We start from the raw sequence: 26127 nt of genomic DNA, 5'->3' as shown, positions 1-26127 counted from the left end.
TGATCACCTCTCGGGGGGGATGCGGGGAACGGGACGGATCAGACGCGGACGGCGTCGGCGCGCAGCAGCGAGCCGGCATTCGGGATGTCGACGGGGAGGTTCAGGCTCCGAAGCAGGCTGTACGCACCTGCCGTCGCAGCGGACAGGACGGGAAGTCCCAGCTCCTGTTCGGCGGATTCGACGATCGACAGCGACGGCATCTGAACGCAGCACGAGAGAACGAGCGCGTCGACGCCGGTCAGGTCGAGATCCCTCGCGGCGGCCATCACCCGATCGGAGGGGATGCAGCCGACCTCGGTGTTGTCGGAGACCTCCAGAGCCCGCCAGTCGGCGACCTCGAAGCCCTCGTTCTCCAGATAGGCCACCACCTTCTCGGCGAGCGGTCGCATGTACGGCATCACGAGAGCGACACGCTCCGCTCCCGAATCACGAAGGGCGCGCGGAAGCGCTCCGGCACTCGACAGCACCGCCGGGTTGACACCGCCTGCCGCCAGTTGCTCGGCGACCGCAGCCTCCGCGCGCTCGTGCTCGCCGAGGCCGGTCGCCATGATCGCGACGAGGCAGGCGTACAGCACCGCGTCGACACCGGCGTCGCCGATCTCCAAGACGCACCGCTCACGCTGCGCGTTCATCGCGGCGAGACCTTCGGGCGTCACGTCGTGCATGCGCATCCGGCTGGAATGGAAGGTGAACTCGACATCCTTGGAGGCCTGCAGGATGCGTGGCATCTCCGATTCGACGGTGACGTTGGAACTCGGGACGATCAAGCCGATGCGGGTAACCATGAAGACTCCTAATCTGACGTTATAGCCAATTTATCGACAGTAGCGTCAAACGTCAAGGATGGGCGCCGTCCGCCGAGCGACTGCCGACTCGAACCGACGCGCAGGCCTTCGGGCGACGGATAGCATCGATCCATGCGTGTCCCATCCGCGAGGTTTCGGCGTTCGGCGGTCGGCGCCGCCCTCCTCGCGCTGATCGCACCGCTGTCGGTGGGCTGCAACCGTGCGGACGGCTACGCCGACGAGTTCTCCGCCTACCTCAGAGATCAGCCGGCGGTCGAGTCCTTCTCGGTCCGACCGAACAACGCGGTGCTGTCCGCGGGCAGCGTGGACTCGACGGTGCGCCTGCGCGCGGGAATGTCGGATGACGAGGTGGCACAGACGATCCGGACCATCGCGTCGCACAACGTCGGCGGTGGCGCGGGCGTCACGAGTCGGATCCGCGTGTCGTTCCCCTCGGTCAACGGTGCGACCGCGGCCGCGGACGTGACAGTGATCGTGATCCCGGGATCGGAGAACCCGCGCACCGGAGATCCCTCGACGGTGCTCGGCTGGGTGCAGCGGACCAGAGCACTGGTCGCAGCCGACTCGTCGATCACGGCACTCGACCTGTGGTCGGATTCGATCCACGCCGATACGACCGCCGCGGCGTATCCGCTCGCCGAGCGGCTCGACCGCTTCGTCGCGATGCGACCGGACGGGCTCGTGCGCTTGGCGGTGAGCGGCGGGGACTGCCACCTGCAGTGGGATGCGGGCGACCGTCTCGACGCCTTGGCCCCGTACCGGGACCTGCTGGCGGCCCTGCCGCCCGACAGGCAGCCCGTGCACTGCCGGGCCAGCTCACAGACGCCGCTGACCGAGCCCAGCTTCTTCCTCACCCTGCCGCGGGGCACGGAGCCGACAGTCCTCGCGGCCGTCCAGGACCTCGCGGCTCGGCTCGGCCTCGCGGCGAAGATCACCATCGGCGCCTAGATCTTTGATTCACAGTGGGATGTTGCCGAACCACTTGTCGACCAGTCGCACCAGTTCTGTCTCCCGCACTCAGTCGCGACCGAGTGCCGGAGACAGACCTGGTGCGACAAGGCGCGAAGTGGTGGGGGAGTCAGTCCGCCTTGCGCGCCGGCGCGTAGTGGGCGCCGAGCTCACGGATGCGGTTCATCGCGTCGACGGCCAGTTCGCCGTCGCGCGCCTGAATCGCCATCACCGGGATGTGCTCGTCGCTCGGGAACACCAGGCGGGCCCACGAGCCCTTCTCCGGGTACTCGAGACCGAGCACCTCGTCCCAGCCGAAGACCCGCTCCGACACCAGATTCAGCACGCCGATCCCCTGCGGGCCCACGCGGATTCGCGCTCGGGTCAGGTAGAGGATCACGGCGCTGATGAGCACGCCCACGCCGATCAACGACAGCTTGTCCGCCCAGTCGACGTTGACGCCGGTGTACGAGATGTCGAGCAGGAGGCCGAAGGTCACGTGGATGATCATCACGATCGCGACGGCCACCAGCGCGGCACGCTTCATCCAGCGGGGCCGGTAGACGTACTCCCAGTCCCCGTCGGTCGCACCGCCGCTCGCCGCGTCGGTCATCCGAGGTCCTTCAGGATCAGCGCGGCGGCGAGGGCCGCGGTCATCGCCTGCGCACCCTTGTCCTCCGAGGATCCCGGCAGTCCGGCGCGGGCGAGGGCCTGTTCCTCGGTGAGGGTGGTGAGGACACCGTTGCCGACGGGTGTCGACTCGTCCAGCGAGACGCGGGTCAAGCCTGCGGTCACCGCGTCGCACACGTACTCGAAGTGCGGGGTCTCCCCCTTGATGACGACGCCGAGCGCGACCACCGCATCGTGATTGCGGGCCAACGCCTGGACGATGACCGGCAGTTCGATGGCGCCCGCGACCCGCACGACCGTCGGATCGTTGATGCCGCTGCTCGCGGCGGCGCGCACGGCGCCGTCGAGGAGGGCCGTGCAGATCTCCTGGTGCCATTGCGAAGCGACGATCGCGACGGTCAGCGCGCCGGCGTCCTGCAGTTCCAGGGTGGGTTCGCCGCTGCCGCTCATGCGCCTTCTCCTGCACCGTCGGTGTTGCCGGCCTCGAAGTCGTCGAGTCCCTCCAGCACATGGCCCATGCGGTCGCGCTTGGTGCGCAGGTACCGCAGATTCTCCTTGTTGGCGCGCACCGGCATCGGCACGCGCTCCACGATCTCCATGCCGTAGCCGTCCAGGCCGACGCGCTTGGCCGGGTTGTTGGTGAGCAGTCGCATCGATCGCACGCCGAGGTCGACGAGGATCTGTGCTCCGAGGCCGTAGTCGCGGGCGTCGGCGGGCAGGCCGAGTTCCAGGTTCGCGTCGACGGTGTCGGCGCCGTCGTCCTGCAGCTGGTAGGCCTGCAGCTTATGCATCAGCCCGATGCCGCGTCCCTCGTGGCCGCGCATGTAGAGGACCACGCCGCGTCCCTCGCGGCCGACCATCTCCATCGCCGCGTCGAGCTGCGGCCCGCAGTCGCAACGCAGCGAGCCGAAGACGTCACCGGTGAGGCACTCGGAATGCACGCGCACCAGGACGTCCTCGCCCTTGCCGTCGGCACCGCTGATGTCGCCCATCACGAGGGCGACGTGCTCGGCGTCGTCGAACGAGCTCCGGTAGCCCACGGCGCGGAACGTGCCGTGGGCGGTGGGGATCCGGGCATCGGCGACGCGCTCGACGTGCTTCTCGTGGTGACGACGCCAGGTGATCAGATCGGCGATCGAGATCAGCGCCAGGTCGTGCTCGTCGGCGAAGACGCGCAGCTCCGGGGTCTGGGCCATGTGGCCCGGATCCTTCTGGCTCACGATCTCGCAGATCACGCCCGCGGGGGCCAGACCGGCGGCGGTCGCCAGGTCGACGGCGGCCTCGGTGTGGCCGGGACGACGCAGGACGCCGCCCGGCTTGGCGCGCAGCGGCACCACGTGGCCGGGACGGGTGAAGTCGTGGGCGTTGGACGTCGGGTCGGCGAGCTTCTGCATGGTGGTCGCCCGGTCAGCGGCGCTGATGCCGGTCCCGATGCCCTCGCGGGCGTCGACGGTCACCGTGTAGGCGGTGCCGTGCTTGTCCTGATTCACCGAGTACATCGGCGGAAGGCCCAGCCGGTCGCAGTTGTCGCCGGTCATCGGCACGCAGAGGTACCCGGAGGTGTACCGCACCATGAACGCGACCAGTTCCGGTGTCGCCTTCTCGGCGGCGAAGATCAGGTCGCCCTCGTTCTCGCGGTCCTCGTCGTCGACGACCACGACGGCCTTGCCTTCGGCGATGTCGGCGATGGCGCGCTCGACGGTGTCGAACACGACCTTCTCCGCCGCATCCGTCACCGAGTCGTCCTTCACTGCGGCCTCATTGCTGCCGGTCTCACTCATTCGGCTCACTGCCTTCCACATCAGCGTTCGCGGTGCGACCGGCGCCGGTGAGGCGCTCGACGTACTTCGCGATGACATCGACTTCCAAGTTCACGCGCACGCCTGGGGCGGCGTCGCCGAGATTCGTCTCGGCGAGAGTGGTCGGTATGAGAGACACTTCGAGCCAGTCCCCGTATTCCCGATCGACTCCGACGGCCGAGACCGTGAGCGAGATGCCGTCGATGGTGATCGACCCCTTTTCGACCACGTAGCGCGCCAGGTGCGCAGGCACGGCGACACGGGCGACGGTCCAGTTCTCGCTCGGAGACACCGCCCGGATCTCGCCGACGCCGTCGACGTGGCCCTGCACGATGTGTCCGCCGAAGCGGCCGCCCGCCGCCATCGCGCGTTCGAGGTTGACCGTGGCGCCCGCGCCGAGTCGGTCCAGCGAACTGCGCTTGAGGGTCTCCGCCATCACGTCGACGGTGAATTCATCGTCGGCGAGCTCGGTGACGGTCAGGCAGACTCCGTTGACGGCGATCGAGTCGCCGAAGGACGCATCGCTGGTCACCAGCGCGCCGCGGATTCGAAAACGTGCGGCTTCCGTGAGGTCGTCGCGGGCGGTGATCTCGCCACGCTCCTCCACGATTCCCGTGAACAACGTCTCTCCTTTGCACCGTGCACTCGGGAGAGACAGTCGGCGGGTGCCGCTGTCGTCCTCTCGTATCCGGACTGTGACCGTCGGCCCCGGGATCGCACCGAAGTCTGCTCGTCCCCGCACTGCTGCGCGGGCGCTCGCGGGCTCGTCCTTCTTGCGAAAGCATTACCGCCGGTGGGGACTTTCACCCCGCCCCGAGAACTCACTTACGAAATTAGCACGCGGCGTGCAACCGCCGCGCATCCGACGTCCCGGCAGTCGGGACATCCGACGTCAGGCGCGGGCCGCCCCTTCTGCGCAGGGCGCGCAAAACCTGTCCAGGTCAGCGGGCCGACTCCAGGACCAGCAGCAGATCGTCGCCGAGCGGCTCGGTGTGGATCCGCCGGAAACGGTGAGCGTCGGCCAGTGTCGCGACGGATCGATCGTCGACGGCGGCGCTCCCGGCACCCAGGATCGTCGGTGCCAGGTACGCCTGCACCTCGTCGACGAGCCCGGCCGCCAGGAAGGCGCCGATGATCGCGGGTCCGCCCTCGACGAGGACGTGCAGCGCGTCGGGCAGGGCGGCGAGGACGTCGTGCGGGTCGTGGCTGCGGACATGGACCAGGGGCGCCGTGCCGTCGCGGAGTCTCGCGTCGGCGGGCAGGTCTCGACGGCCCAGGACGACGCGGGCCGGCTGGTGCTCGCGGAGGCTGCCGTCGGCCCGGCGGGCGGTCAGCGACGGATCGTCGGCCAGAACGGTGCCGGTGCCGACGACGATCGCGTCGAGCCGCGCTCGCTGCCGATGAGCGTGCTCGCGGGCCTCCGGTCCGGTGATCCACTGGCTGGTGCCGTCCGGGGCCGCGATCCGTCCATCGAGCGTTGCGGCGACCTTCGCGGTGACGAACGGGCGGTCGTGGGCGATGCGATGCAGCCAGTACCGCAGGGGACCGCGCCGCGCGTCGTCGGCCAGGACGCCTCCGGTGACGTCGACCCCGGCGGCCAGAAGCGTCTGCGCTCCCCCGGCCGCGGACGGGTTGGGGTCGGCGACCGCGTAGTGCACGGCGCTGATCCCGGCCTCGATGAGCGCCTGTGCGCACGGCCCGGTGCGACCGGTGTGGTTGCACGGCTCCAGCGTCACGACGGCGGTGCCGCCGCGGGCTCGGTCGCCCGCGTCACGCAGGGCCATCACTTCGGCGTGCGCCTGCCCGCGCGGCTGGGTGTGCCCGACGCCGACGACGGCGCCGTCGGCGTCCAGGATGACCGCCCCGACCGCCGGGTTCGGGGAGCTGACGCCGAGCGCGCCCGCGGACGCTGCGATCGCCCGGCGCATCGCCTCGTCGATCGAGGGGTTCACCGGACTACTGGTTCTCGCGGACCTGCGTCGCGAGGCGTCGTAGGTCGGCGACACGGGCGGCGGGATCGTCGCCGCCGTAGACCGCGGAGCCGGCGACGAAGCAGTCGACCCCCGCCTCGGCGGCCTCCTCGATGGTCGAGGCGCTGATGCCGCCGTCGATCTCGACGAGCAGCCGGAGGTCGCCGCTGTCGATCTTGGTGCGGATGGCCCGGACCTTGTCGAGGACCTCCGGCATGAACTTCTGGCCGCCGAAGCCCGGTTCCACGCTCATCACGAGGAGGGTGTCGAACTCGCGGAGGATCTCCAGGTAGGGCTCGAGCGGGGTGCCGGGCTTGATCGCGAGGCCGGCCTTGCCGCCCGCCGCGCGGATGTCGCGGCCGACCGAGATGGGATCGTCGGTGGCCTCCGCATGGAAGGTCACGTTGTAGGCGCCGGCCTCGGCGTAGGCGGGCGCCCAGCGGCCCGGGTCCTCGATCATCAGGTGGCAGTCGAGCGGGATGTCGGTGGCCTTCAGCAGGCTCTCGACCACCGGCATGCCGAGGGTCAGGTTGGGCACGAAGTGGTTGTCCATCACGTCCACGTGGACCCAGTCGACGCCGGGGTCGACGTCGGACGGGCCCACCGCGGCGACCTCCGCGGCGAGGTTCGCGAAGTCCGCGGACAGGATGGACGGGGCGATCATGGGAGCCGGGCGGCCGGGATTGCACATGGCGACGAGTCTACGAGAGGTGCGCTCAGTCCTTCCGCAGCGCCGCCAGGAACATCGCGTCCGTGTCCTGTCGGTGCGGCCACAGCTGGACGTGCGGGCCGTCGCCGAGGGTCGCGGGATCGAAGACGTCGCCGGCCGCGAGCGGGCGGGCGTCGATCTGGGTGACGTCGTCGACGGCGTCGAGCACCGCATCGATGACGTCGACGGTCTCGGCGAGGTGCGGTGAGCAGGTGGAGTAGACGACGACGCCGCCCGGCTTCACCAGCCGCAGTGCCTCGGTGAGCAGTTCCTTCTGCAGGGTCACCAACTCGGGCACGTCGGTCGGCTTGCGGCGCCACCGGGCCTCGGGGCGGCGGCGGAGCGAGCCGAGACCGGAGCAGGGGGCGTCGACCAGGATGCGGTCGAAACCCGCCTCCAGACCGGACTCGCGGCCGTCGGCGACGTGCACGGTGACGGGCAGGCCGTCGACCACCTTGTCGATCAGCTCGGCGCGGTGCTCGGAGATCTCGACGGCATCGAGGTGCGCGTCGGCGACCAGGGCGAGGGAGCCGAGGAGGGCGGCTTTGCCGCCGGGACCGGCGCACAGGTCGAGCCAGCGGCCCGCGTCGTCGGCGACGTCGGCGCGGCTGAGTGCGAGGGCCACCAGCTGGCTGCCCTCGTCCTGCACGCCGGCGAAGCCCTCGCGGACGGCGTCGAGCTTGCCGGGGTCGCCCTCGGGCAGGTAGACGCAGTACGGCGAGTAGCGACCCTCGTCGCCGCCGCTGATCAGGGCCAGCTCCTCCCCCGTGATCTGCCCGGGACGGGCGACGAGGTGCACGATCGGCCGATCGTCGTCGGCGGCGAGCGCGGCCTGCAGTTCGCCGGTCGAGCGGCCCAGCGACTCGTAGAACACCTCGGCGATCCACCGCGGGTGCGCATAGGTGAAGGCGAGGTTGCCGATCCGGTCGTCCATCATCGACGGCGCCAGCTCGTCGATCCAGAGTTCCTCGTCGCGCTGGCTCACCTTGCGGAGCACGGCGTTGACGAAACCGGACGGGCCCATGCCGTTCTCGCTGCGCGCGATGTCGACCGAGGTGGACACGGCGGCGTGCGAACCGATCCGGGTGCGCAGCAGCTGGTAGGCGCCGAGCCGGAGGACGTCCAGGAGCTTGCCGTCGATCTCGTCGGCGGGCCGCCCGGCCGCAGCCGCGATGACCGCGTCGAGGAAACCCGTCGACCGCGCGGTGCCGTAGGTGAGCTCGGTGGCCAGGGCTGCGTCGCGCCCGGAGATCTTGCGTTCCCGAAGGAGCTTGGGCAGCAGCAGGTTCGCGTACGCATCGCGCTCGCGGACGGCGCGCAGGACGTCGCGGGCGACGATGCGCGCCGGGTCGAGATCCTTGTCGCGGTACTTGTTGGTCCCGCCCTGACGGTTTCCACCCCGTCGGCGATCCGGCTGACCGGTCATGCGAATTGCTCCGTTCCGTCGAATCGACTGCCGCGGGCCCAATCGGCGGCGTTCATGGCCTTCTTACCGGGCGCCTGCACCGTGCTGAGCCGGACCGCCCCGCCGGCGGTGCCGACGAACACGGCCTTCTTGGTGACGCCGAGGTCACCCGGGGCCAGGTCGGCGGGAACCGCCGGATCGCCGTCGACCGGCGTCACCGGGCCCAGCTTGATGCGGGCGTCGCCCAGCATCGTCCACGCTCCGGGTACCGGCGTGTGCGCCCGGACCGTCCGGCCGATGATGTGCGACGGCAGGTTCCAGGCGACGCGCGCGTCGTCGGTGGTGATCTTGGCGGCGTGCGAGACGCCGTCGCGGTCCTGCGGGACCGGCATCAACTCGCCCGCCTCGATGCCGTCGACGACCGCCTTCGCAAGCCCTGCGCCGGAGATCGCGAGGCGGCCCAGGAGATCACCCGACGTGTCCGTGTCTCGGATGCGCTCGGTGAGCGTGCCGTAGACGGGGCCGGTGTCCAGACCCGCCTCCAGGAGGAAGACGCTGGCGCCGGTGAACTCGTCCCCCGCCGCGATGGACGCCTGGACCGGTGCCGCACCGCGCCACGCCGGAAGAATCGAGAAGTGCAGGTTCACCCACCCGTGCGGGAGCATGTCCAGCACGTTCTGCGGGATCAGTCCGCCGTAGGCGACGACGACGCCGAGATCCGCGTTCCAGCGGCCGAGTGCCTCGGCGACCTCCGGGTCGGACATCCTCCGCGGCGTCAGGACCTCGATGCCGTGCTGGTCGGCGAGGACCCCGACGTCGGACCGCACCAGCTTGCGACCGCGACCGGCGGTCGTGTCGGGACGGGTAATGACGCCGACCACCTCGTGGTCGTCGGAGTCGATCAATTCCTGCAGGGTCGGCACCGCCACGTCGGGCGTGCCGGCGAACACCAGCCTCATGTCAACCAATCGTAGGGGGATCCACCTGGACCCTGATGCCCGCGGTGTCGTCGTGGCGGGCGTTGCGCAGCGCCTGTGCCGCCCGGAGCGCCTCGGCGAGCTCCCGCCCCACCGCGCGCGGCGTGCGGAGCAGCATGCGGTCGACGGCCCCCGAGTCGTCCAGACCGGCCGGGCGACGCACCCCGGCGGGCAGCGGAACCGGTCCCAGCGCCTCGGCGCCGGCCGGCATCGCGAGCAGGTCCAAGAAGGCGGCGACGGCGTCCGGCGGACCGTCTACGGAGGCCATGGTCACCGCGGGAGGGAAGCCGAGCTCCACCCGACTGGCGAGTTCCACGGATGCGAAACCCACCGGGTCCCAACGGATCAGCGCCTGGACGGCGGCGACGGCAGCGTCCGCGACGACGACCACGCGGCCGCCCTCCCCGCGCGGGCGGACCAGCGTCGCCACCGCCATCCACGCGCGGACGGCCTCCTCCGCGGCGCGGAGGTCCTCGCGGTCGAGCTGGGCCCAGGTGTCGAGCAGGACGGCGGCGCCGTAGCCGCCGGGCGCGTGCGGTGCGGCGCCGGGCGTCGCGATGACGACGCGGGGACCCGCCGGGATCTCGTCGACGATCTTCTCCCCCGCCGACGTGATGACCGGGACGCCGCGGAAGGCCCTGCCGAGCTCTTCGGCGGTCCGCTTGTCGCCCACCATCAGCGCGCGGACCGTCGTGCCTGCGCACACCGGGCAGACGAAGCGGTTCTCGGGGCGTCCGCACCAGCGACAGGCCAAGTCTCCGCGGTCGTTCATCTGCAGCGGTCCGTTGCAGGCGCGGCAGCGCGCATGGGTCCGGCAGCGCGCGCACGACACGGACGGCAGGTACCCGCGCCGCGGCACGCTGAACAGGACCGCCTGGTCGGCGGCCAGTGCGCGGCGGGCGGCGTCGAACGCGATGCCGGGGATCCGAGCTGATCGGGCCAGCGGATCGCCAGCGATGCGCCGGTCCTCGTCGGAGATCCCGTCGATGCGGGGCATGCGTTCCCGGACCGTCGTGCGCGGTGCGACGATGTCGAACGCCCACCCGGATTCCACGAGGGCCTGCACCTCCGCGGTCCGCGAGAAGCCGCCGACCATCAGTGCCGCGCCCGCGGCGTGCGCGCGGAGCACGCCCACTTCGCGGGGATGCGGATACGGTGAGCGCGGCTCGTCGAGGCTGTCGTCGCCGTCGTCGAAGACGACGATGAGGCCGACGTCCCGGACCGGCGCGAACACGGCGCTCCGGGTGCCGATCACGACGCTCGCGCGCCCGCGCAGCACCGACAGCCAACGGCGATACCGCGCGGTCGGCCCCAGTCCGGCGGCGAGGGTGACGCACTGGTCGCCGAGCAGCGGAGCGCACGCCGCCTCCAGTCGATCCAGGTCGCGTTGGTCCGGCACGACTATCACGACGCCGCGACCCGCGGCCGCCGCGATCGCGGCGAGTTCCGCGAGCCGCGCGGCGACGTCCTCGCCCGGCAGTGCCTGCCAACCCGCGCGCGGTCGTCCCCCGTCGCGGAGTTCGTCGATGAATCGTTCGGCCGAGTCATAGACGTCCCAACCGGTCTGCCCGGGCGCGGCCACCGCGGGCAGGACGTCCTGGCTGCAGTCCTCCTTCTCCACGCGGGCGTGCCGCGGCGGGACGGCGGAGCGGAGGACGTCGGTCATCGTGCCCGCGTACCGGTCGGCGACGGCGCGGCAGAGTGCTGCCATCTCCGCGGTCAGGACCTGTTCCGGCGACACCACCCGGTCGAGCCACGAGAGCTTGCCGCGGTGATCGCTGTCGTCGATCCGTTCCAGGAGGTAGCCGTCGACCAGCCGCCCGGAGAAGCGGACGCGCACCCGCACCCCCGGCTGCGCGTCGGCGTCCATCTTAGTGTCGACGAGGTAGTCGAAGGTGTGGTCGAGGTGGGCCAGACCGAGCATCGGAAGCACCCGCGCGACGGGTCGGTGCGCGGCCGCGACCCGTTCGTTGCGCGCAGGCTTCGCCGCCGGCCGGTCCTCGACAGTCACATCAGAAGGGTAAGCGAGTCAGCGCGATCGACCACGATCAGGTCGCCTCCCCGAACCGGTCGTCCGTCGGCCGGAATTGTCAGCCCCTCTCACTGTGATCGACTGCGGGTTCGATAACAGATCCTGAGGGTGTCATGGCAACACAAACAGCTGACCGAACCGGCTCGACCCGCTCGACGGTGGTGGTGACCGACGATGCGATCGAAATGCGGATCCCGCGCCCCGAGGCAGGTGGATCCCAATCCTCCAGGGATGGCGGCCTCCGACGGGCAGCCGCCGCTCGGACTGGCGCTTGGTTCTGGGTACTGAGTGGTGGTGGTTCGGGTTCGCAGTGGGTTCGCATCGCGGCACCGACGTGTGCTGCGCTGCTTGCGTTTCGTTGCTGGGTTTCGACACGCCGACGAACGCAACACGCCGGGATGCACAGAAACCACAGTGTTCGACGTGACCAGCCGGTGGTCACGTCAAACACCGCTGATGAAGACACTGCTGATGAAGAGTCAGCCTGTTGCAGTCGATGAATGCCGCGGACGGCCAGCTCGACGCTCCTAGTGGGCTTCGACTCCCTGCCCTCTGGCGAGGCCTCGTCGGTGATCAACCATCAGTCGGTGATGCCGGATATATCGACTGCGCGACACGCCGAACATCACGACACGCCGCGATGCACAGTTTCTGTGAGAGGGGCTTCGACGGTGACGTCAGCCTGTCGACCGGCGGCTCGAACACCGCGAACTCCTGCCCGATGCTCGCACGGTGTGGCGACACGCCGACGAAGCGGACACGCCGAGATACGCAGAAACCAACGGTGTTCGACGTGACCAACCCGCAGTCACGTCGAACACCGCTGATGAAACTCTGGCTACTACAGGCCCGCGGCCTTGCGCAGGGCGTCGACGCGGTCGGTGCGCTCCCACGGAAGGTCGACGTCGGTGCGGCCGAAGTGGCCGTACGCGGCGGTCGGCGCGTAGATCGGCTGCAGCAGGTCCAGATCGCGGATGATGGCGCCGGGCCGCAAGTCGAAGACCTCCGAGATGGCCTTCTGGATGGTTCCCGGATCCACCTTCTCGGTGCCGAACGTCTCGACGAACAGGCCGACGGGCGCCGCCTTGCCGATCGCGTAGGCCACCTGGACCTCGATGCGGCTGGCGAAGCCTGCGGCGACCGCGTTCTTCGCGACCCAGCGCATCGCGTACGCGGCGCTGCGGTCCACCTTCGACGGATCCTTGCCGGAGAAGGCACCGCCGCCGTGGCGGGCCATGCCGCCGTAGGTGTCGACGATGATCTTGCGGCCGGTGAGGCCGGCGTCGCCCATCGGGCCGCCGAGCACGAAGCTGCCGGTCGGATTCACCAGCAGCCGCGGATCGGAGGTGTCGAGCTTCACCGGCAGGCGCAGCTCGTCGAAGACGGGCTCCAGGACGTGCTTGCGGATGTCGGGGGCCAGCATGCCGTCGATGTCGATGTCGGCGGCGTGCTGCGTGGAGACGACGACCGTGTCAAGACGGACCGGGGTGTCCCCCGCGTACTCGATGGTGACCTGTGTCTTGCCGTCGGGCCGCAGGTACGGGAGGATGCCGTCCTTGCGGACCTGTGTCAAGCGGCGCGACAGGCGGTGCGCCAGCGCGATCGGCAGCGGCATCAGCTCGGGCGTCTCGTCGGAGGCGTAGCCGAACATGAGGCCCTGGTCGCCTGCACCCTGGGCGTCGATGTCGTCGTCGCCCTCACCGGTGCGCTTCTCGTGCGAATCGGTCAGGCCCTGCGCGATCTCCGGCGACTGTGCGCCGATGGCGATGTTGACGCCGCACGACGCGCCGTCGAAGCCCTTGGTCGACGAGTCGTAACCGATCTCGAGGATCTTCTCGCGGACGATGGTCGGGATGTCGACATAGGCCGTGGTGTTGACCTCGCCGGCCACGTGGACCTGTCCGGTCGTGACCAGGGTCTCGACGGCCACCTTCGCGTGGGGATCCTTCGCCAGCATCGCGTCGAGAATCGAGTCGCTGATCGCGTCACAGATCTTGTCGGGGTGACCCTCGGTGACGGATTCGCTCGTGAATAGACGGGACGCTGAGGCGCTCATCGGTTCCTCTCGTGATTGATCCGCGATGGATCAGGTTGGGGCGGGAACGGGGTTTCTCCCCCGCGGAATGGTCGGTAAATGTGTCGCCGCACCGGTCAATCGGCCGGGTGCACTCGTCCATCTGGCACGAGTTGGGCGACTTCGTCAAGGATTCTGCTCGCCATCAACGTCTTTGATCCGAACGGCAGGCCGGTCTCGCGACCGTCGGCGGACAGCACCCAGCCGGTGTTGTCTTCGGTTCCGAAGGCCTTCCCGCCGCCGACGGCGTTGACGATCAGCAGGTCACAGCCCTTGCGGCGCAGCTTGGCGCGGCCGTGGTCCAGGACGCCGCCGTGCTCGTCGCCGGTCTCGGCGGCGAATCCGACGATGACCGTGTCCGACGCGATCTTGCCGTCGGTGCGGTCGCGCACCAGGCCGGCCAGGATGTCGGGGTTGGTGTCGAGCACGATCGGCGCGGGGCCGTCGTCGCCCTTCTTGATCTTGGCGTCGGCCACGGAGACGGGCCGGAAGTCGGCCACGGCCGCCGCCATGATGACCACGTCGGCGTCGACGGCGCGCTCGCTCATCTCGCGCTGCATCTCGCGCGCCGAGTCGACGTTCACGATCCGCACGGACGCCGGGTCGCCGGGGTTCGACGTCGCACCGGACACCAGGGTCACGTCGGCGCCGCGCTGCGAAGCTGCGCGGGCGAGGGCGTAGCCCTGCTTCCCGGAACTGTGATTGCCGAGATAGCGGACCGGATCGAGCGCCTCGCGGGTTCCGCCCGCACTGATGACCATCCGAACGCCGGACAGGTCGTACGGCAGGGCGTCGGGACGATCCAGCAACAGGTCGCCGAGCGCGGCGATCTCCGTCGGTTCGGGCATCCGGCCGGCACCGGTGTCGGCGCCGGTGAGACGACCGACGGCAGGCGTCATCACCGTGACGCCGCGGCTGCGCAAGGTGGCGACGTTGGCGACGGTCGCGGGATGCTCCCACATCTCGGTGTGCATCGCGGGAACGAGCAGCACCGGACAGCTGACCGTGAGCAGCGTCGCGGTCAGCAGGTCGTCGGCACGACCGCTCGCGGCACGCGCGAGCAGGTCGGCGGTCGCCGGCGCGATGACCACCAGGTCGGCCTGCCGCCCGAGGGCGACGTGCGCCACCTGGTCGACGTCGTCGAAGACCTCGGTGGTGACAGGATTCCCGGACAGGGCCTCGAAGGTGGCGGCACCGACGAAGTTCAGGGCGTTGCGCGTCGGCATCACGCGGACGTCGTGCCCCGCCTCGGTGTAGTGGCGGATGACCGAGCACACCTTGTATGCCGCGATCCCGCCGCCCACACCGATGACGATGTGCGCTGTGGACACCGTTGGTGCCTACTCGCCTTCGGTGTGCTCGAGGAGGTCCGAGTGGATCTCACGCATCGCGATCGACAGCGGCTTCTCCTGCACGCCCGGCTCCACCAGGGGGCCGACGTACTCGAGGATGCCGTCCGCGAGCTGGTTGTAGTAGTCGTTGATCTGGCGTGCGCGCTTGGCTGCGTAGATCACCAGGGCGTACTTCGACGACGTGCGCTCAAGCAGTTCGTCGATCGGCGGATTGGTGATACCCAGCGGCGTGTCGTACACGGGCTCGTCCACGACGTCGTTGTTATCGATCTCGGTCTGAGTGCTCACTCAACTCTCCTGCGAAGTCTCGGCCTGGGCTGTCTCATGCGAAGGCGGCCCAACCAGCAAGTTTACCAATTGTTGTGCGGCTGCGTCGACATCGTCGTTCACGACGACGTGTTGGAACTCGTCGCGCGCCGCCATTTCGGTGCGCGCGGTCTCGAGTCGACGCTCGATCGCAGCCGCGGATTCGGTGCCGCGACCGGTCAGTCGCTGCACCAGGACGTCCCAGCTCGGCGGGGCCAGGAAGACCGTGACGGCCTCCGGCATCGCGGTCACCACGTTCCGCGAGCCGACCAGGTCCACCTCCAGCAGTACGGGCGACCCGGCGTCCAGCGCCTCCCGGACCGGGGCGGCGGGCGTACCCGATCGCTGCAGCCCGCCGTGGATGTCGGCCCACTCCAGGAGCTCGTCCTGATCGATCATCGAGTCGAACCGGTCGCGGCTCACGAAGTGATAGTCGCGTCCATCGACCTCACCGGGTCGCGGATCGCGCGTGGTGGCCGAGACGCTGAACCACAGGTCGGGCACCAGGTCGCGCAAACGTGCGACGACGGTCGATTTTCCGACGGCCGAGGGGCCGACCAGTACAACCAGTCGGCCCCTCCGTCGGGTTTGTTCCCGAGTCACTCTCAGGCGCTGAACTTCTCGAGCAGAGCCTTGCGCTGACGGTCGCCCAGGCCGCGCACACGACGAGTCGGAGCGATCTCCAGCTCGGTCATGATCTCCTGCGCCTTGACCTTGCCGACCTTCGGCAGTGCCTCGAGGAGCGCCGAGACCTTCATCTTGCCGAGGATCTCGTCGTTCTCGGCGTCGGCCAGCACCTGCTGCAGGTTGGTGCCGCCGCTCTTCAAACGGTTCTTGAGCTCGGCGCGAACACGGCGAGCGGCAGCCGCCTTCTCGAGTGCTGCTGCGCGCTGCTCATCGGTCAACTGGGGAAGAGCCACGGTTCCTCCGTCTTTCGTGTCTACAGTTCGGTTTGTCCACGCGACGCTATACGAACATCTCGTGTTTTTCCGCCTCGGGGGCAGGCCCCCTACGAGCGAATCGGCTCCAGCCTAGCGCTCTGTGCCGTGTCCCATGCAATCGGACCAGCACGAACGCTACCCGCTACCGGCTGTCGGACGGGTCATCCGGACCGGCGCGCCACGCTGTTATCGGCGGGCCCGTCGAACAAGGTACCCTCCGCTGCATGTTGAGCGATCTCCGGACCCTGGCGCGGGTCTTGACCGATGATCTGGCACCCAAGACCACCACGGAGAGCACCGTCCTCTCCGAACGGGCGCATGCCCGGCTGGTTCGCTACGGCACGGTGGAACAGCTCGAGGCGGCCCGTGCCTCCGGTCAGGTGCCTGTCCTGCTGGTTCCCCCGCTGGCGGTTCCCGCGCACTGCTACGACCTCGCGCCCGGCGCCGAGCCGGCGAATTCCGTCGTCGAGTTCCTCTTGAGCACCGGGACCATCCCCTACGTCATCGACCTGGGCGACGTCTCGTACAGCGACCGGCACATGGGCTTCGAGGACTACTTCGATCGGATCGTGCCGCGCGCCATCACCGATGTGGTCGACGACTTCCGGTCGGCGCCCGACGCGGTCGACCTGATGGGATGGAGCCTCGGCGGCACGCTGTCGCTGCTCACGGCCGGCGCCCACCGGGAGCTGCCGATCCGTTCGGTGATCACCGTCGGCACCCCGCTGGACTACAAGAAGGTCGAGCCGTATCCCCTGGTCCGCGCCCTGCTGCGCCCCACCGGCGGCCGTCCGATCACCTACCTGATGCGGGCTCTCGGCGGGATTCCGGCACCGGCCGTCCGCCTGGTGTACAAGGCCACCGCCTTGGATCGTGAGCTGCTCAAGCCGAAGTACATCCTGCAGAATCTGCGCGATACCGAGGCCCTGATCCGGATGCAGGTGATCGACCGCTTCCAGAACTCCCTCCCCGGGTATCCGGGACGGGTCAGCGAACAGATGCTGGTGAACCTGATCCTGCGGGACGAGATCTCGCGCGGCACGCTCCACTTCGGAGCCGACACCGTCGACATCGCGTCCATCACCGCACCGGTGTTCATGGTCGGCTCACACCGTGACGCGATCGTCAGTCACGGTGCCGCGAAGCACGGTCTCACGCTGTTCGCCGACTCGGTGCACACAGAGTTCCACACCGTCGAGACCAGTCACCTGGGGTTGCTGACCGGTGCTGTCGCCGAAGCGCACACCTGGCCGGCGATCGACGCGTTCCGGAAGCGGATTCAGGAGGTCTGACGCACGACGTCTCCCGCAGGCACACGCGGTGCCCGGCGGGAGACGTCGACGTGGAGCCCGGTCTACAACGCGGCCTCGATCTCGTCGCGCGTCGCCTCGACGGCGGCGACGAGCGCCGTGACGTCCGGACCGGCCTTCAAGATGCTGCGGCTGGCCGCGGGCAGCAGCCACGACAGGTCGCTGCCGTCGAAGATGCGGGCCAGATCGGCCGCCGTCGCGCCCTGCGCACCGAGCCCCGGCGAGAGGACCGGGCCGGCCAGGGCCGACAGGTCCAGACCGTGCTCGCGCGTCGCTCCGACGACGACACCGACGGTCCCGGAGCCGTCGCCGTTGACCTCGGCGGCGGCGTCGACGATCGACTGCGCGACCGTCCGTCCGCCGGTGTCGGCGGTCTGCAGCGCCCCGCCCTCGGGGTTGGACGTGCGGGCCAGGGTGAACACTCCCCGACCGGTCTCCTTGGCCTTGGCAACCGCCGGGTCCAGGGAGCCGAAGCCCAGGTAGGGCGACACCGTCACCGCATCCGAGCAGAGCGGCGAGGCGTCGTCGAGCCAGGCGCCGGTGTAAGCGGCCATGGTGGAGCCGATGTCGCCGCGCTTGGCGTCGGCCAGCACCAGGGCGCCGGCCTCCCGACCGCGGGCGATGACGTCTTCGAGGACCGCGAAGCCGGCCGACCCGAAGACCTCGAAGAACGCGACCTGCGGTTTGATGACCGCCGCCGTGGGTCCGAGCGCGGTCACCGCGGCGTCCGCGAAGGCCCGCAGGCCGTCGACGGACACCGGGAGACCCCACTGCTCCAGCAGCGCCGCGTGCGGATCGATGCCTGCGCACAGCCGACCGCGGTCGGCGACGACGGCCCGGTACCGGCTCGCGAAGGTCGCGTCCGTCACCGAGTCGTCGGGCACCGAGGCGTCCGTCACTGGGCGGCCTTGAGCTCGGAGTGCCAGCGCTGCAGGGACCGGACGCCCATGGTCGCGTTCAACGCGGCCTCGATGCCCTGGATGGCGGCGCCCGCTCCCTGGACCGTGGTGATGAACGGCACGGTCGCCGCGATGGCGGCCGCCCGGATCTCGTAGCCGTCGACGCGCGGTGCGGCAGTGCCGAACGGGGTGTTGATGATCAGGTCCACCTCACGGCCGCGGATCGCGTCGATGACCGTCCGCTCCCCTTCCTTGGCCTCGAAGTACTTGCGGACCGTCTCGACCTCGATCCCGTTGCGGCGCAGCACGTCAGCGGTGCCGCCGGTGGCGAGGACGCGGAACCCGAGGTCCGCGAGCCGCTTCACGGGCGAGATGATCGACGCCTTGTCGCGGTCGGCGACCGACACGAAGACGGAGCCCTTCAGGGGCAGCGCGCCGCCCGCACCGGCCTGCGACTTGGCGAAGGCGCGACCGAAGTCGGCGTCCAGGCCCATCACCTCACCGGTCGACTTCATCTCCGGGCTCAGCAGGGTGTCGACGCCCTTGCCGTCGGCCAACCGGAAGCGGTTGAACGGCAGGACCGCCTCCTTGACGGCGACCGGCGCAGTGGCGGGTGTCGTCGAGCCGTCGCCCTCGGCGGGCAGCAGGCCCTCGCTGCGCAGCTCCGCGATGGTGCGGCCGAGCATGACCCGGGCGCAGGCCTTCGCGAGCGACACCGAGGTGGCCTTCGAGACGAAGGGCACGGTGCGGCTGGCGCGCGGATTCGCTTCGAGGACGTACAGAACGTCGTTCGCGAGCGCGTACTGGACGTTCATCAGGCCGCGGACCCCGAGCCCCTTGGCGAGGGCGGTCGTGGAGGTGCGGACCCGCTCGATGACATCGGAGCCGAGGGTGATCGGCGGCAGGGCGCACGCCGAGTCGCCGGAGTGGATGCCCGCCTCCTCGATGTGCTCCATGATTCCGCCGATGAAGACGTCGGTGCCGTCGCACAGGGCGTCCACGTCGATCTCGACGGCGCCTTCCAGGAAGCGGTCGACGAGGACGGGGCGGTCGTCGGAGATCTCGGTGGCGTGCGCGATGTAGTCGGCGAGTCCCTGCTCGTCGTACACGATCTGCATGCCGCGACCGCCGAGGACGTACGACGGACGCACCAGCACCGGGTAGCCGATGTCGGAGGCGATGTCGCGGGCGCCCTCGAACGTGGTGGCGGTGCCGAACTTCGGTGCGGGCAGGTTCGCGGCGGTGAGGACCTTGCCGAACTCGCCGCGGTCCTCGGCGAGGTCGATGGCGGCCGGGCTGGTGCCGACGATCGGGACGCCGACGGCCTCCAGGCGGGCGGCCAGGCCGAGCGGCGTCTGCCCGCCGAGCTGGACGATGACGCCGGCGACGGTGCCGGAGAGGGTCTCCGCGCGGTACACCTCGAGAACGTCTTCGAAGGTCAACGGCTCGAAGTACAGGCGGTCCGCGGTGTCGTAGTCCGTCGAGACGGTCTCCGGGTTGCAGTTGACCATGACGGTCTCGTACCCGGCCTCCGACAGCGTCAGGGCCGCGTGGACGCACGAGTAGTCGAACTCGATGCCCTGACCGATGCGGTTGGGGCCCGAACCGAGGATCAGCACCTTGGGACGCTCGGTCTGCGGCGCCACCTCGCTGGTGGCGGCGGGGTCGAGCTCGTAGCTGCTGTAGTGGTATGGCGTCTTGGCCTCGAACTCGGCGGCGCAGGTGTCGACGGTCTTGTAGACGGGATGGACGGCCAGCTCGATGCGGCGGGCGCGGATCGCGTCCTCGTCGGTGCCGCGCAGGGCTGCGATCTGCCGGTCGGACAGTCCGTTGCTCTTGGCGACGCGCAGGAGCTCCTCGTCAAGGGTCTCGGCGTCGCGGACCTCGTGACCGATGGCGCGGATGCCGTCGATCTCGGCGAGGAACCACGGGTCGATGGCGGTCGCGTCGTAGATCTGCTCGATGGTGGCGCCGGCCTCCAGCAGAAGCATGATCTTGTACATGCGGCCGTCCTTGGCGACGGACACCTCCTTGAGGAGCGCGTCGACGTCGACCGTCGCCGGGTCCTCGCGGTCGGGTTCGGTCCAGAAGCCCGCGGCCTTGGTCTCCAGCGATCGCATCACCTTGCCGAAGGCCTCGGCGTAGCTGCGGCCCAGGCTCATGGCCTCGCCGACCGACTTCATGGTGGTGGTGAGGGTGTCGTCGGCGCCGGGGAACTTCTCGAACGCGAAGCGCGGTGCCTTGACGACCACGTAGTCGAGCGCGGGTTCGAACGCCGCCGGCGTCTCCTTGGTGATGTCGTTGGTGATCTCGTCGAGCGAGTAGCCGATGGCCAGCTTGGCGGCCATCTTCGCGATCGGGTAGCCGGTCGCCTTGGACGCGAGAGCCGACGACCGCGACACGCGCGGGTTCATCTCGATGACCGTCATCCTGCCGGTGCGCGGATTGGTCGCGAACTGGATGTTGCAGCCGCCGGTGTCGACGCCGACCTCGCGGATGATGGCGATCGAGAGATCGCGCATCACCTGGTACTCGCGGTCGGTCAGGGTCATGGCCGGGGCGACGGTGATCGAGTCGCCGGTGTGGACGCCGACCGGGTCGACGTTCTCGATGGAGCAGATGACGACGACGTTGTCCTTGTTGTCGCGCATCAGCTCCAGCTCGAACTCCTTCCACCCGAGGATGGACTCCTCGATGAGGACATTCGCGGTGGGCGACGCGGCGAGGCCGCCGCCGGCGATGCGCTCGAGGTCGTCCTCGTCGTAGGCCATGCCGGAGCCGAGTCCGCCCATGGTGAACGACGGGCGCACGACCACCGGGTAGCCGAGTTCGGCGACGGTGGCGTGGACCTCCTCCATGGTGTGGCAGACCTTGGAACGGGCGCTCTCGCCGCCGACCTTGTCGACGATGTCCTTGAACATCTGGCGGTCCTCACCGCGCTGGATGGCGTCGAAGTCGGCGCCGATCAGCTCGATGTCGTACTTGGCGAGGATGCCCTGGTCGTGGAGACCGACGGCCGCGTTGAGCGCGGTCTGTCCGCCGAGGGTCGCGAGGACGGCGTCGATCGGGTGACCTGCGGCGGCCTCGGCCTGGATCACCTTCTCGATGTACTCCGGGGTGATCGGCTCGATGTAGGTAGCGTCGGCGAACTCCGGGTCGGTCATGATGGTGGCCGGGTTGGAGTTGACCAGCGAGACGCGCAGGCCTTCGGCCTTGAGGACGCGGCAGGCCTGGGTGCCCGAATAGTCGAACTCGCAGGCCTGGCCGATGACGATCGGCCCGGAGCCGATCACCAGGACGTGGGAGAGATCTGTACGGCGGGGCATCAGGCGAGGTTCCCTTCCATGGTGGCGACGAACTTGTCGAAGAGGTTGGCGGCGTCGTGCGGCCCGGAGGCCGCTTCGGGGTGGTACTGGACCGAGAAGGCCTTCCCGGACAGCAGTTCCACGCCTTCGACGACGCCGTCGTTGGCGCAGACGTGCGAGACGCGGGCGCGGCCGAGGTCGGTGTCGAACTCCTCGCCGGCCTCGCCTTCAAGAGCGAAACCGTGGTTCTGCGCGGTGATCGCGACACGACCGGTGGTGGTGTCGAGGACCGGGATGTTGATGCCGCGGTGGCCGAACTTCAGCTTGTAGGTGCTGCGGCCGAAGGCGCGGCCCATGATCTGGTTGCCGAAGCAGATGCCGAAGGTCGGCAGGCCGGCGTCGATGACCTCGCTGGTCAGTCCGACGACGCGGTCGGTGGTGATCGGGTCGCCGGGGCCGTTCGAGAGGAAGAAGCCGTCGGCGCCGATGGCGCGGATGTCGTCGTAGGTGGCGGTGCTGGGCAGCACGTGGACCTCGACGCCGCGGGCGGCGAGCATGCGCGGGGTGTTGGCCTTGATACCGAGGTCCAGGGCGGCGACGGTGAACTTGGCCTCTCCGCCCGCGGCCTCGACCACGTAGGTCTCGGTGGTGCTGACCTCGGCGGCGAGGTCGGCGCCGGCCATCGACGGCTGCGACCGGACGGTCTCGACCATCTCGTCGACGGTGCCGAGGGCGTCACCGGAGAAGATTCCTGCGCGCATGGCGCCGCTCTCGCGGAGGACGCGGACCACGGCGCGGGTGTCGATGCCCGCGATGCCGACGATGTTCTGGCCGATCATCTCGTCCTCCAGGGACGAGCCCGCGCGCCAGTTGGAGACGCGTCGGGTTGGGTTGCGGACCGCGTAGCCCGCGACCCAGATCTGTCCCGGATCCTTGTGGTCGATGAAGTCGGCCGACCAGCGGACGGCGGAGCGCTTGCCCAGCAGGCTCTCGCTGTCCTCGGTGTTCCAGCCGGTGTTGCCGATCTGCGGCGCGGTGGCCACGAGGATCTGCCGGTGGTAACTCGGGTCGGTCAGTGCCTCCTGGTACCCGGTCATCGCAGTGCAGAACACCGCTTCCCCGAGGGTCTGGCCCGTCGCGCCGAATGCCTGGCCCGTGAAGACCTGGCCGTTCTCCAGCACCATTACCGCTCTACTCATTTGTTGCCCTTCTCATCGGTCTTTCCGGTGCTAGTTCTGTTCTCATCTGCGAGCTCCAGCTCGCGGAAGGCTTTCTCGGTGATCTCGGAGTAGGCCTGCGTCCACTCCGCGTAGGTGGTCCGGTCGTCGCCGCGCAGTCCCGAGTCGATCTGCGTACCCGACGGGAGGGCCCAGCGGACGACCAGGACGCCGTCGCGACCCATCGCCTTGCCCGCGATCCCGTTCTCCGTGCGCACCGCGACGATGGACTCCTCGGGAATCCAGATCGTCGACGCTCCCGTCCGTGCGATCTCGATGCCTGCGGCGTACCCGGTGATCGTCGCGGTTGCACGGTCGCCGACGTCGCCGACCGCGATGCGGTTCTGCCAGCTCGGCGCCAGCGTGCTGCCGAGGTACAGGCCGGTGTGCGGTCCGCGCAGCGCTTCGCCGAGGTCCGACGGGGCGGTCGGCATGGCACCGACGACCGCCTCCTGTCGTCGTCCGCGGTTGCGCCAGCCGCGCACCACCGCGGTCACGAGGATCAGCCAGACGATGAACGCACCCAGCGCGATGATCAGGTTGAATCCCCAGCTGCTCACGCCCACGCCCCCATCGCCTCGAGATCAGACGGTTCGGTTCGTCGGGCGGTCACCCGGCCGCGGAGCACCGTCGCCAGGACGACGCCCGGCAGGGTCATCGCGTTGAACGGCGTATTCGAGGAGCGGCTGGCGAGGCCCTCACCGTCCACGGTCCACGTGCTGTGAGGGTCGATGATCGTCAGGTTGGCGGGTTCGCCGACGGCGATCGGGCGGCCCTGGTCGTCGAGGCCGACGATCTGCGCGGGTCGCTCGCTCATGACGCGGGCCACGCCGCGCCAGTCCAGCAGTCCCGGATTCACCAGGGTCTCGACGACGATCGAGACCGCCGTCTCCAGTCCGAGCATGCCGGGGCGGGCCTGCGAGAACTCGCAGCACTTCTCCTGGGACGCGTGCGGTGCGTGGTCAGTGGCCACGCAGTCGATGACGCCCTCGGCGAGCGCGGTGCGGAGCGCCATCTTGTCGCTCTCCTCGCGCAGCGGCGGGTTCACGCGGTTGACACCGTCGTAGGTCTCCAGTCGGGAGTCGTCCAGCAGCAGGTGGTGCGGGGTCACCTCGGCGGTGATGTCGATCCCCTGTCCGCGCGCCCACTTGAGGAGTTCGACGGTGCCCGCGGTGGAGGCGTGTGCGATGTGCACGCGGGCGCCGGCGTCGCGGGCCAGGAGCGCGTCCCGGGCGACGATCGACTCCTCGGCGGCGCGCGGCCATCCGGCGAGGCCCAGCCGCGCCGCGGTGGGTCCGTCGTGCGCGACGGCGCCGACGGTGAGGCGCGGGTCCTCCGAGTGCTGCGAGATCAGGACGCCGAGGCCCTTGGCGTATTCGAGGGCGCGCTTCATGATGACCGGGTCGTGGACGCACTTGCCGTCGTCGCTGAAGAGCTTCACCTTCGCGACGCCGTCGGCCATCATGCCCATCTCGGCGAGGTTCTCTCCCTTGAGGCCGACCGTGACGGCGCCGACCGGGTGGACGTCGACGAGGCCGACCTCCTGTCCCATGCGCCACACGTGGTCGGTGATGGCGGCGTTGTCGGCGACCGGCGCCGTGTTCGCCATCGCGAAGACCGCGGTGTACCCGCCGCGGGCGGCGGCACGGGATCCGGATTCGACGGTCTCGGTGTCCTCGCGGCCCGGCTCCCGCAGGTGGGTGTGCAGGTCGACGAATCCCGGCAGCAGCACGCCTCCGCGGCCGTCGACGGTCTCGGCGCCCTCGGGGGCGGTGAGCCCGGTGCCGATCTCGGCGATCTCGCCGTCGAGAACGACGACATCGACCGGATCACCGTCACCGTAGGGCCGGACATTGCTGATCAGGACCGATTCGGTGACGGGCACTACTGCTCTCCTTGAGTTTCTGTCGGGCGAGCCTCGGCCGGATGGGTCTCCGGCGGGGCGTGATGGACGGGTGCCGAGGTGCCCTCGGCACCCGCGATGAGGCGGAAGAGAACGGCCATGCGCACGTGAACGCCGTTGCGCACCTGTTCCAGGACGGTGGCCTGCGGTGCGTCGGCGACCTTGTAACCGATCTCCATGCCGCGCAGCATCGGACCCGGGTGCAGGATCACCGCGTCGTCGCGGAGCATCGCGAGGCGGGCGTCGGACAGGCCGTAGCGGACCGAGTACTCGCGGGTGCTCGGGAAGAAGCCGCCGGTCATGCGTTCGGCCTGCACGCGGAGCATCATGATCGCGTCGAGCGCCGGGAGTTCGGCGTCCAGGTCGGTGGCGATGCGAACCGGCCAGGTGCTCACCCCGGTCGGGAGCAGCGTCGGCGGCGCGATGAGCACCACTTCGGCGCCGAGGGTCGACAGCAGGATCGCATTGGACCGCGCGACGCGCGAGTGCAGGATGTCGCCGACGATGCCGATCCGTCGACCGTCGAGGCCGCCGAGTCGCTGGCGGATGGTGAAGGCGTCGAGCAGCGCCTGAGTCGGATGCTCGTGGGTGCCGTCTCCCGCGTTGATCACCGACGGGCCCGTGGTCGGCAGGCCGGTGACGTCGGTGCCGTCGTTGGTCCATCGGGCGATCTGGGCGGCCGCACCGGAGGCCGGGTGGCGCAGGATCAGGGCGTCGGCGCCGATGGCGCGGAGGGTCTTCGCGGTGTCGCGGAGCGACTCCCCCTTGTTGACCGACGAGCTGGAGGCGCTGATGTTGATCGCGTCGGCGCTCATCCACTTGGCGGCGACCTCGAAGGAGACGCGGGTGCGGGTGGAGTTCTCGTAGAAGACCGTCATCACGGTGCGGCCGCGGAGCGTGGGGAGCTTGCGGACCTCGCGGCCTGCGAGGGCCTGCTCGAAGCGCTGCGCCTCGTCGAGGATGTCGATCGCGTCGTCGCGCGTCAGGTCGGCGGCCGAGAGCAGGTGCTTCATCGGAGGACCACCTCGTCGATCCCGTCGTGCTCGTCGAGGTGCACCTGAACGTCCTCGTCGCGGGACGTCGGGACGTTCTTGCCGACGTAGTCGGCGCGGAGCGGGAGTTCGCGGTGGCCGCGATCGACCAGGACCGCCAGCTGCACGGCGGCGGGGCGTCCGAGGTCGCGGAGCGCGTCGAGGGCCGCGCGCACCGTGCGGCCGGAGAAGAGGACGTCGTCGACCAGGATCACCAGCGCGCCGTCGACGCCGCCTTCGGGGACCAGAGTCCGTTCCAGCGGGCGGTGCGGCTTGTCGCGGAGATCGTCGCGATACAGGGTGATGTCGAGGTAACCGGTCGGAACATCGACGCCGGAGAACTCGGCGATGCGGCCGGCGAGTCGGAGAGCGAGGGAGGTGCCGCGAGTCGGAATGCCGATCAGGACGACGCGCTGCGCGTCGTCACCGTCCAATGCGGTCTTCTCGATGACTTGATGGGCCATGCGCGCCACCGTGCGGCTGACGTCAGACGCGTCAAGCAACACGCGCTGT

The 26127-nt window shown here is 69.7% G+C and carries 24 protein-coding genes and 1 riboswitch; of the genes, 2 read left to right on the top strand and 22 right to left on the bottom strand.

What is annotated here, in order from left to right; genetic code table 11:
- Positions 1-38 precede the first annotated feature (38 nt).
- Complete coding sequence (locus tag ACH46_RS09935) at positions 39-785, bottom strand: maleate cis-trans isomerase family protein (RefSeq protein WP_062392753.1); 747 nt, start codon at positions 783-785, stop codon at positions 39-41.
- 132 nt (positions 786-917) lie between these two features.
- Between ACH46_RS09935 and ACH46_RS09930 the strand changes: the two genes are divergently transcribed.
- Positions 918-1754 (top strand): hypothetical protein, encoded by an 837-nt coding sequence (locus ACH46_RS09930; protein WP_062392752.1) that lies wholly within the window; start codon positions 918-920, stop codon positions 1752-1754.
- 130 nt (positions 1755-1884) lie between these two features.
- Here ACH46_RS09930 and ACH46_RS09925 read toward each other — a convergent pair whose 3' ends face one another.
- From ACH46_RS09925 to mihF, 14 genes are all read right to left on the bottom strand, one after another.
- Positions 1885-2367, bottom strand: coding sequence for a PH domain-containing protein (locus ACH46_RS09925; protein ID WP_062392751.1), 483 nt, complete (start codon positions 2365-2367; stop codon positions 1885-1887).
- A complete protein-coding gene (gene ribH / locus ACH46_RS09920) occupies positions 2364-2834 on the bottom strand; it encodes a 6,7-dimethyl-8-ribityllumazine synthase (protein ID WP_062392750.1) in 471 nt (156 codons plus the stop codon). Before ribH ends, ACH46_RS09925 begins: the two co-directional genes overlap by 4 nt.
- Positions 2831-4165 (bottom strand): bifunctional 3,4-dihydroxy-2-butanone-4-phosphate synthase/GTP cyclohydrolase II, encoded by a 1335-nt coding sequence (locus tag ACH46_RS09915; RefSeq protein WP_062392749.1) that lies wholly within the window; start codon positions 4163-4165, stop codon positions 2831-2833. Before ACH46_RS09915 ends, ribH begins: the two co-directional genes overlap by 4 nt.
- Positions 4158-4805 carry a riboflavin synthase gene (locus ACH46_RS09910; protein WP_062392748.1) on the bottom strand — a complete coding sequence of 216 codons (648 nt, stop codon included), beginning with the start codon at positions 4803-4805 and terminating at the stop codon, positions 4158-4160. Before ACH46_RS09910 ends, ACH46_RS09915 begins: the two co-directional genes overlap by 8 nt.
- 50 nt (positions 4806-4855) lie before the next feature.
- Positions 4856-5008, bottom strand: a riboswitch (FMN riboswitch).
- 116 nt (positions 5009-5124) lie between these two features.
- On the bottom strand, positions 5125-6111 hold the full coding sequence (ribD, locus tag ACH46_RS09905; RefSeq protein WP_062395228.1) for a bifunctional diaminohydroxyphosphoribosylaminopyrimidine deaminase/5-amino-6-(5-phosphoribosylamino)uracil reductase RibD: 987 nt from the start codon (positions 6109-6111) through the stop codon (positions 5125-5127).
- 28 nt (positions 6112-6139) lie between these two features.
- Positions 6140-6844 carry a ribulose-phosphate 3-epimerase gene (rpe, locus tag ACH46_RS09900; protein ID WP_062392747.1) on the bottom strand — a complete coding sequence of 235 codons (705 nt, stop codon included), beginning with the start codon at positions 6842-6844 and terminating at the stop codon, positions 6140-6142.
- Between the two features lie 25 nt (positions 6845-6869).
- Positions 6870-8288, bottom strand: a complete 1419-nt coding sequence (locus tag ACH46_RS09895) for an RsmB/NOP family class I SAM-dependent RNA methyltransferase (protein ID WP_062392746.1) — start codon at positions 8286-8288, stop codon at positions 6870-6872.
- Positions 8285-9226, bottom strand: a complete 942-nt coding sequence (fmt, locus tag ACH46_RS09890) for a methionyl-tRNA formyltransferase (protein WP_062392745.1) — start codon at positions 9224-9226, stop codon at positions 8285-8287. The genes ACH46_RS09895 and fmt overlap by 4 nt, the downstream gene beginning before the upstream one ends.
- A gap of 1 nt (position 9227) precedes the next feature.
- Positions 9228-11168 carry a primosomal protein N' gene (locus ACH46_RS09885; protein ID WP_062395226.1) on the bottom strand — a complete coding sequence of 647 codons (1941 nt, stop codon included), beginning with the start codon at positions 11166-11168 and terminating at the stop codon, positions 9228-9230.
- 949 nt (positions 11169-12117) lie between these two features.
- A complete protein-coding gene (gene metK / locus ACH46_RS09880; protein WP_062392744.1) occupies positions 12118-13332 on the bottom strand; it encodes a methionine adenosyltransferase in 1215 nt (404 codons plus the stop codon).
- Positions 13333-13427: 95 nt separating this feature from the next.
- Positions 13428-14681, bottom strand: a complete 1254-nt coding sequence (gene coaBC / locus ACH46_RS09875) for a bifunctional phosphopantothenoylcysteine decarboxylase/phosphopantothenate--cysteine ligase CoaBC (protein WP_062392743.1) — start codon at positions 14679-14681, stop codon at positions 13428-13430.
- 9 nt (positions 14682-14690) lie between these two features.
- Positions 14691-14990 (bottom strand): DNA-directed RNA polymerase subunit omega, encoded by a 300-nt coding sequence (gene rpoZ / locus ACH46_RS09870; RefSeq protein WP_062392742.1) that lies wholly within the window; start codon positions 14988-14990, stop codon positions 14691-14693.
- Complete coding sequence (gene gmk, locus ACH46_RS09865; protein ID WP_082399558.1) at positions 14991-15611, bottom strand: guanylate kinase; 621 nt, start codon at positions 15609-15611, stop codon at positions 14991-14993. It abuts the gene before it with no gap.
- 2 nt (positions 15612-15613) lie between these two features.
- Positions 15614-15928 carry an integration host factor, actinobacterial type gene (gene mihF / locus ACH46_RS09860; RefSeq protein WP_062392741.1) on the bottom strand — a complete coding sequence of 105 codons (315 nt, stop codon included), beginning with the start codon at positions 15926-15928 and terminating at the stop codon, positions 15614-15616.
- A 245-nt stretch (positions 15929-16173) separates the two neighbouring features.
- On the opposite strand from mihF, the gene ACH46_RS09855 reads away from it, so the two are divergent.
- Positions 16174-17241 (top strand): alpha/beta fold hydrolase, encoded by a 1068-nt coding sequence (locus ACH46_RS09855; protein WP_062392740.1) that lies wholly within the window; start codon positions 16174-16176, stop codon positions 17239-17241.
- 62 nt (positions 17242-17303) lie between these two features.
- Here the strand turns inward: ACH46_RS09855 and pyrF are convergent, their stop codons facing one another.
- From pyrF to pyrR, 7 genes are read right to left on the bottom strand one after another with little or no spacing between them, the layout of a single operon-like run.
- Positions 17304-18128 (bottom strand): orotidine-5'-phosphate decarboxylase, encoded by an 825-nt coding sequence (gene pyrF, locus ACH46_RS09850; RefSeq protein ID WP_062395223.1) that lies wholly within the window; start codon positions 18126-18128, stop codon positions 17304-17306.
- Between the two features lie 26 nt (positions 18129-18154).
- Positions 18155-21484, bottom strand: coding sequence for a carbamoyl-phosphate synthase large subunit (gene carB, locus ACH46_RS09845; protein ID WP_062392739.1), 3330 nt, complete (start codon positions 21482-21484; stop codon positions 18155-18157).
- On the bottom strand, positions 21484-22662 hold the full coding sequence (carA, locus tag ACH46_RS09840; RefSeq protein ID WP_062392738.1) for a glutamine-hydrolyzing carbamoyl-phosphate synthase small subunit: 1179 nt from the start codon (positions 22660-22662) through the stop codon (positions 21484-21486). Before carA ends, carB begins: the two co-directional genes overlap by 1 nt.
- Positions 22659-23240 (bottom strand): PH-like domain-containing protein, encoded by a 582-nt coding sequence (locus ACH46_RS09835; protein WP_062395222.1) that lies wholly within the window; start codon positions 23238-23240, stop codon positions 22659-22661. Before ACH46_RS09835 ends, carA begins: the two co-directional genes overlap by 4 nt.
- Positions 23237-24565, bottom strand: coding sequence for a dihydroorotase (locus ACH46_RS09830; protein ID WP_062392737.1), 1329 nt, complete (start codon positions 24563-24565; stop codon positions 23237-23239). Before ACH46_RS09830 ends, ACH46_RS09835 begins: the two co-directional genes overlap by 4 nt.
- Positions 24565-25596 (bottom strand): aspartate carbamoyltransferase catalytic subunit, encoded by a 1032-nt coding sequence (locus ACH46_RS09825; RefSeq protein WP_062392736.1) that lies wholly within the window; start codon positions 25594-25596, stop codon positions 24565-24567. Before ACH46_RS09825 ends, ACH46_RS09830 begins: the two co-directional genes overlap by 1 nt.
- A complete protein-coding gene (gene pyrR / locus ACH46_RS09820) occupies positions 25593-26078 on the bottom strand; it encodes a bifunctional pyr operon transcriptional regulator/uracil phosphoribosyltransferase PyrR (RefSeq protein WP_236995118.1) in 486 nt (161 codons plus the stop codon). The genes ACH46_RS09825 and pyrR overlap by 4 nt, the downstream gene beginning before the upstream one ends.
- Positions 26079-26127: the final 49 nt, after the last annotated feature.

The sequence above is a fragment of the Gordonia phthalatica genome (genome assembly GCF_001305675.1).
Classification (GTDB): Bacteria; Actinomycetota; Actinomycetes; order Mycobacteriales; family Mycobacteriaceae; genus Gordonia; species Gordonia phthalatica.
The sequence above is the reverse complement of the archived record's forward strand: the minus strand, read 5'-3'. Positions and strand labels throughout refer to the sequence as shown.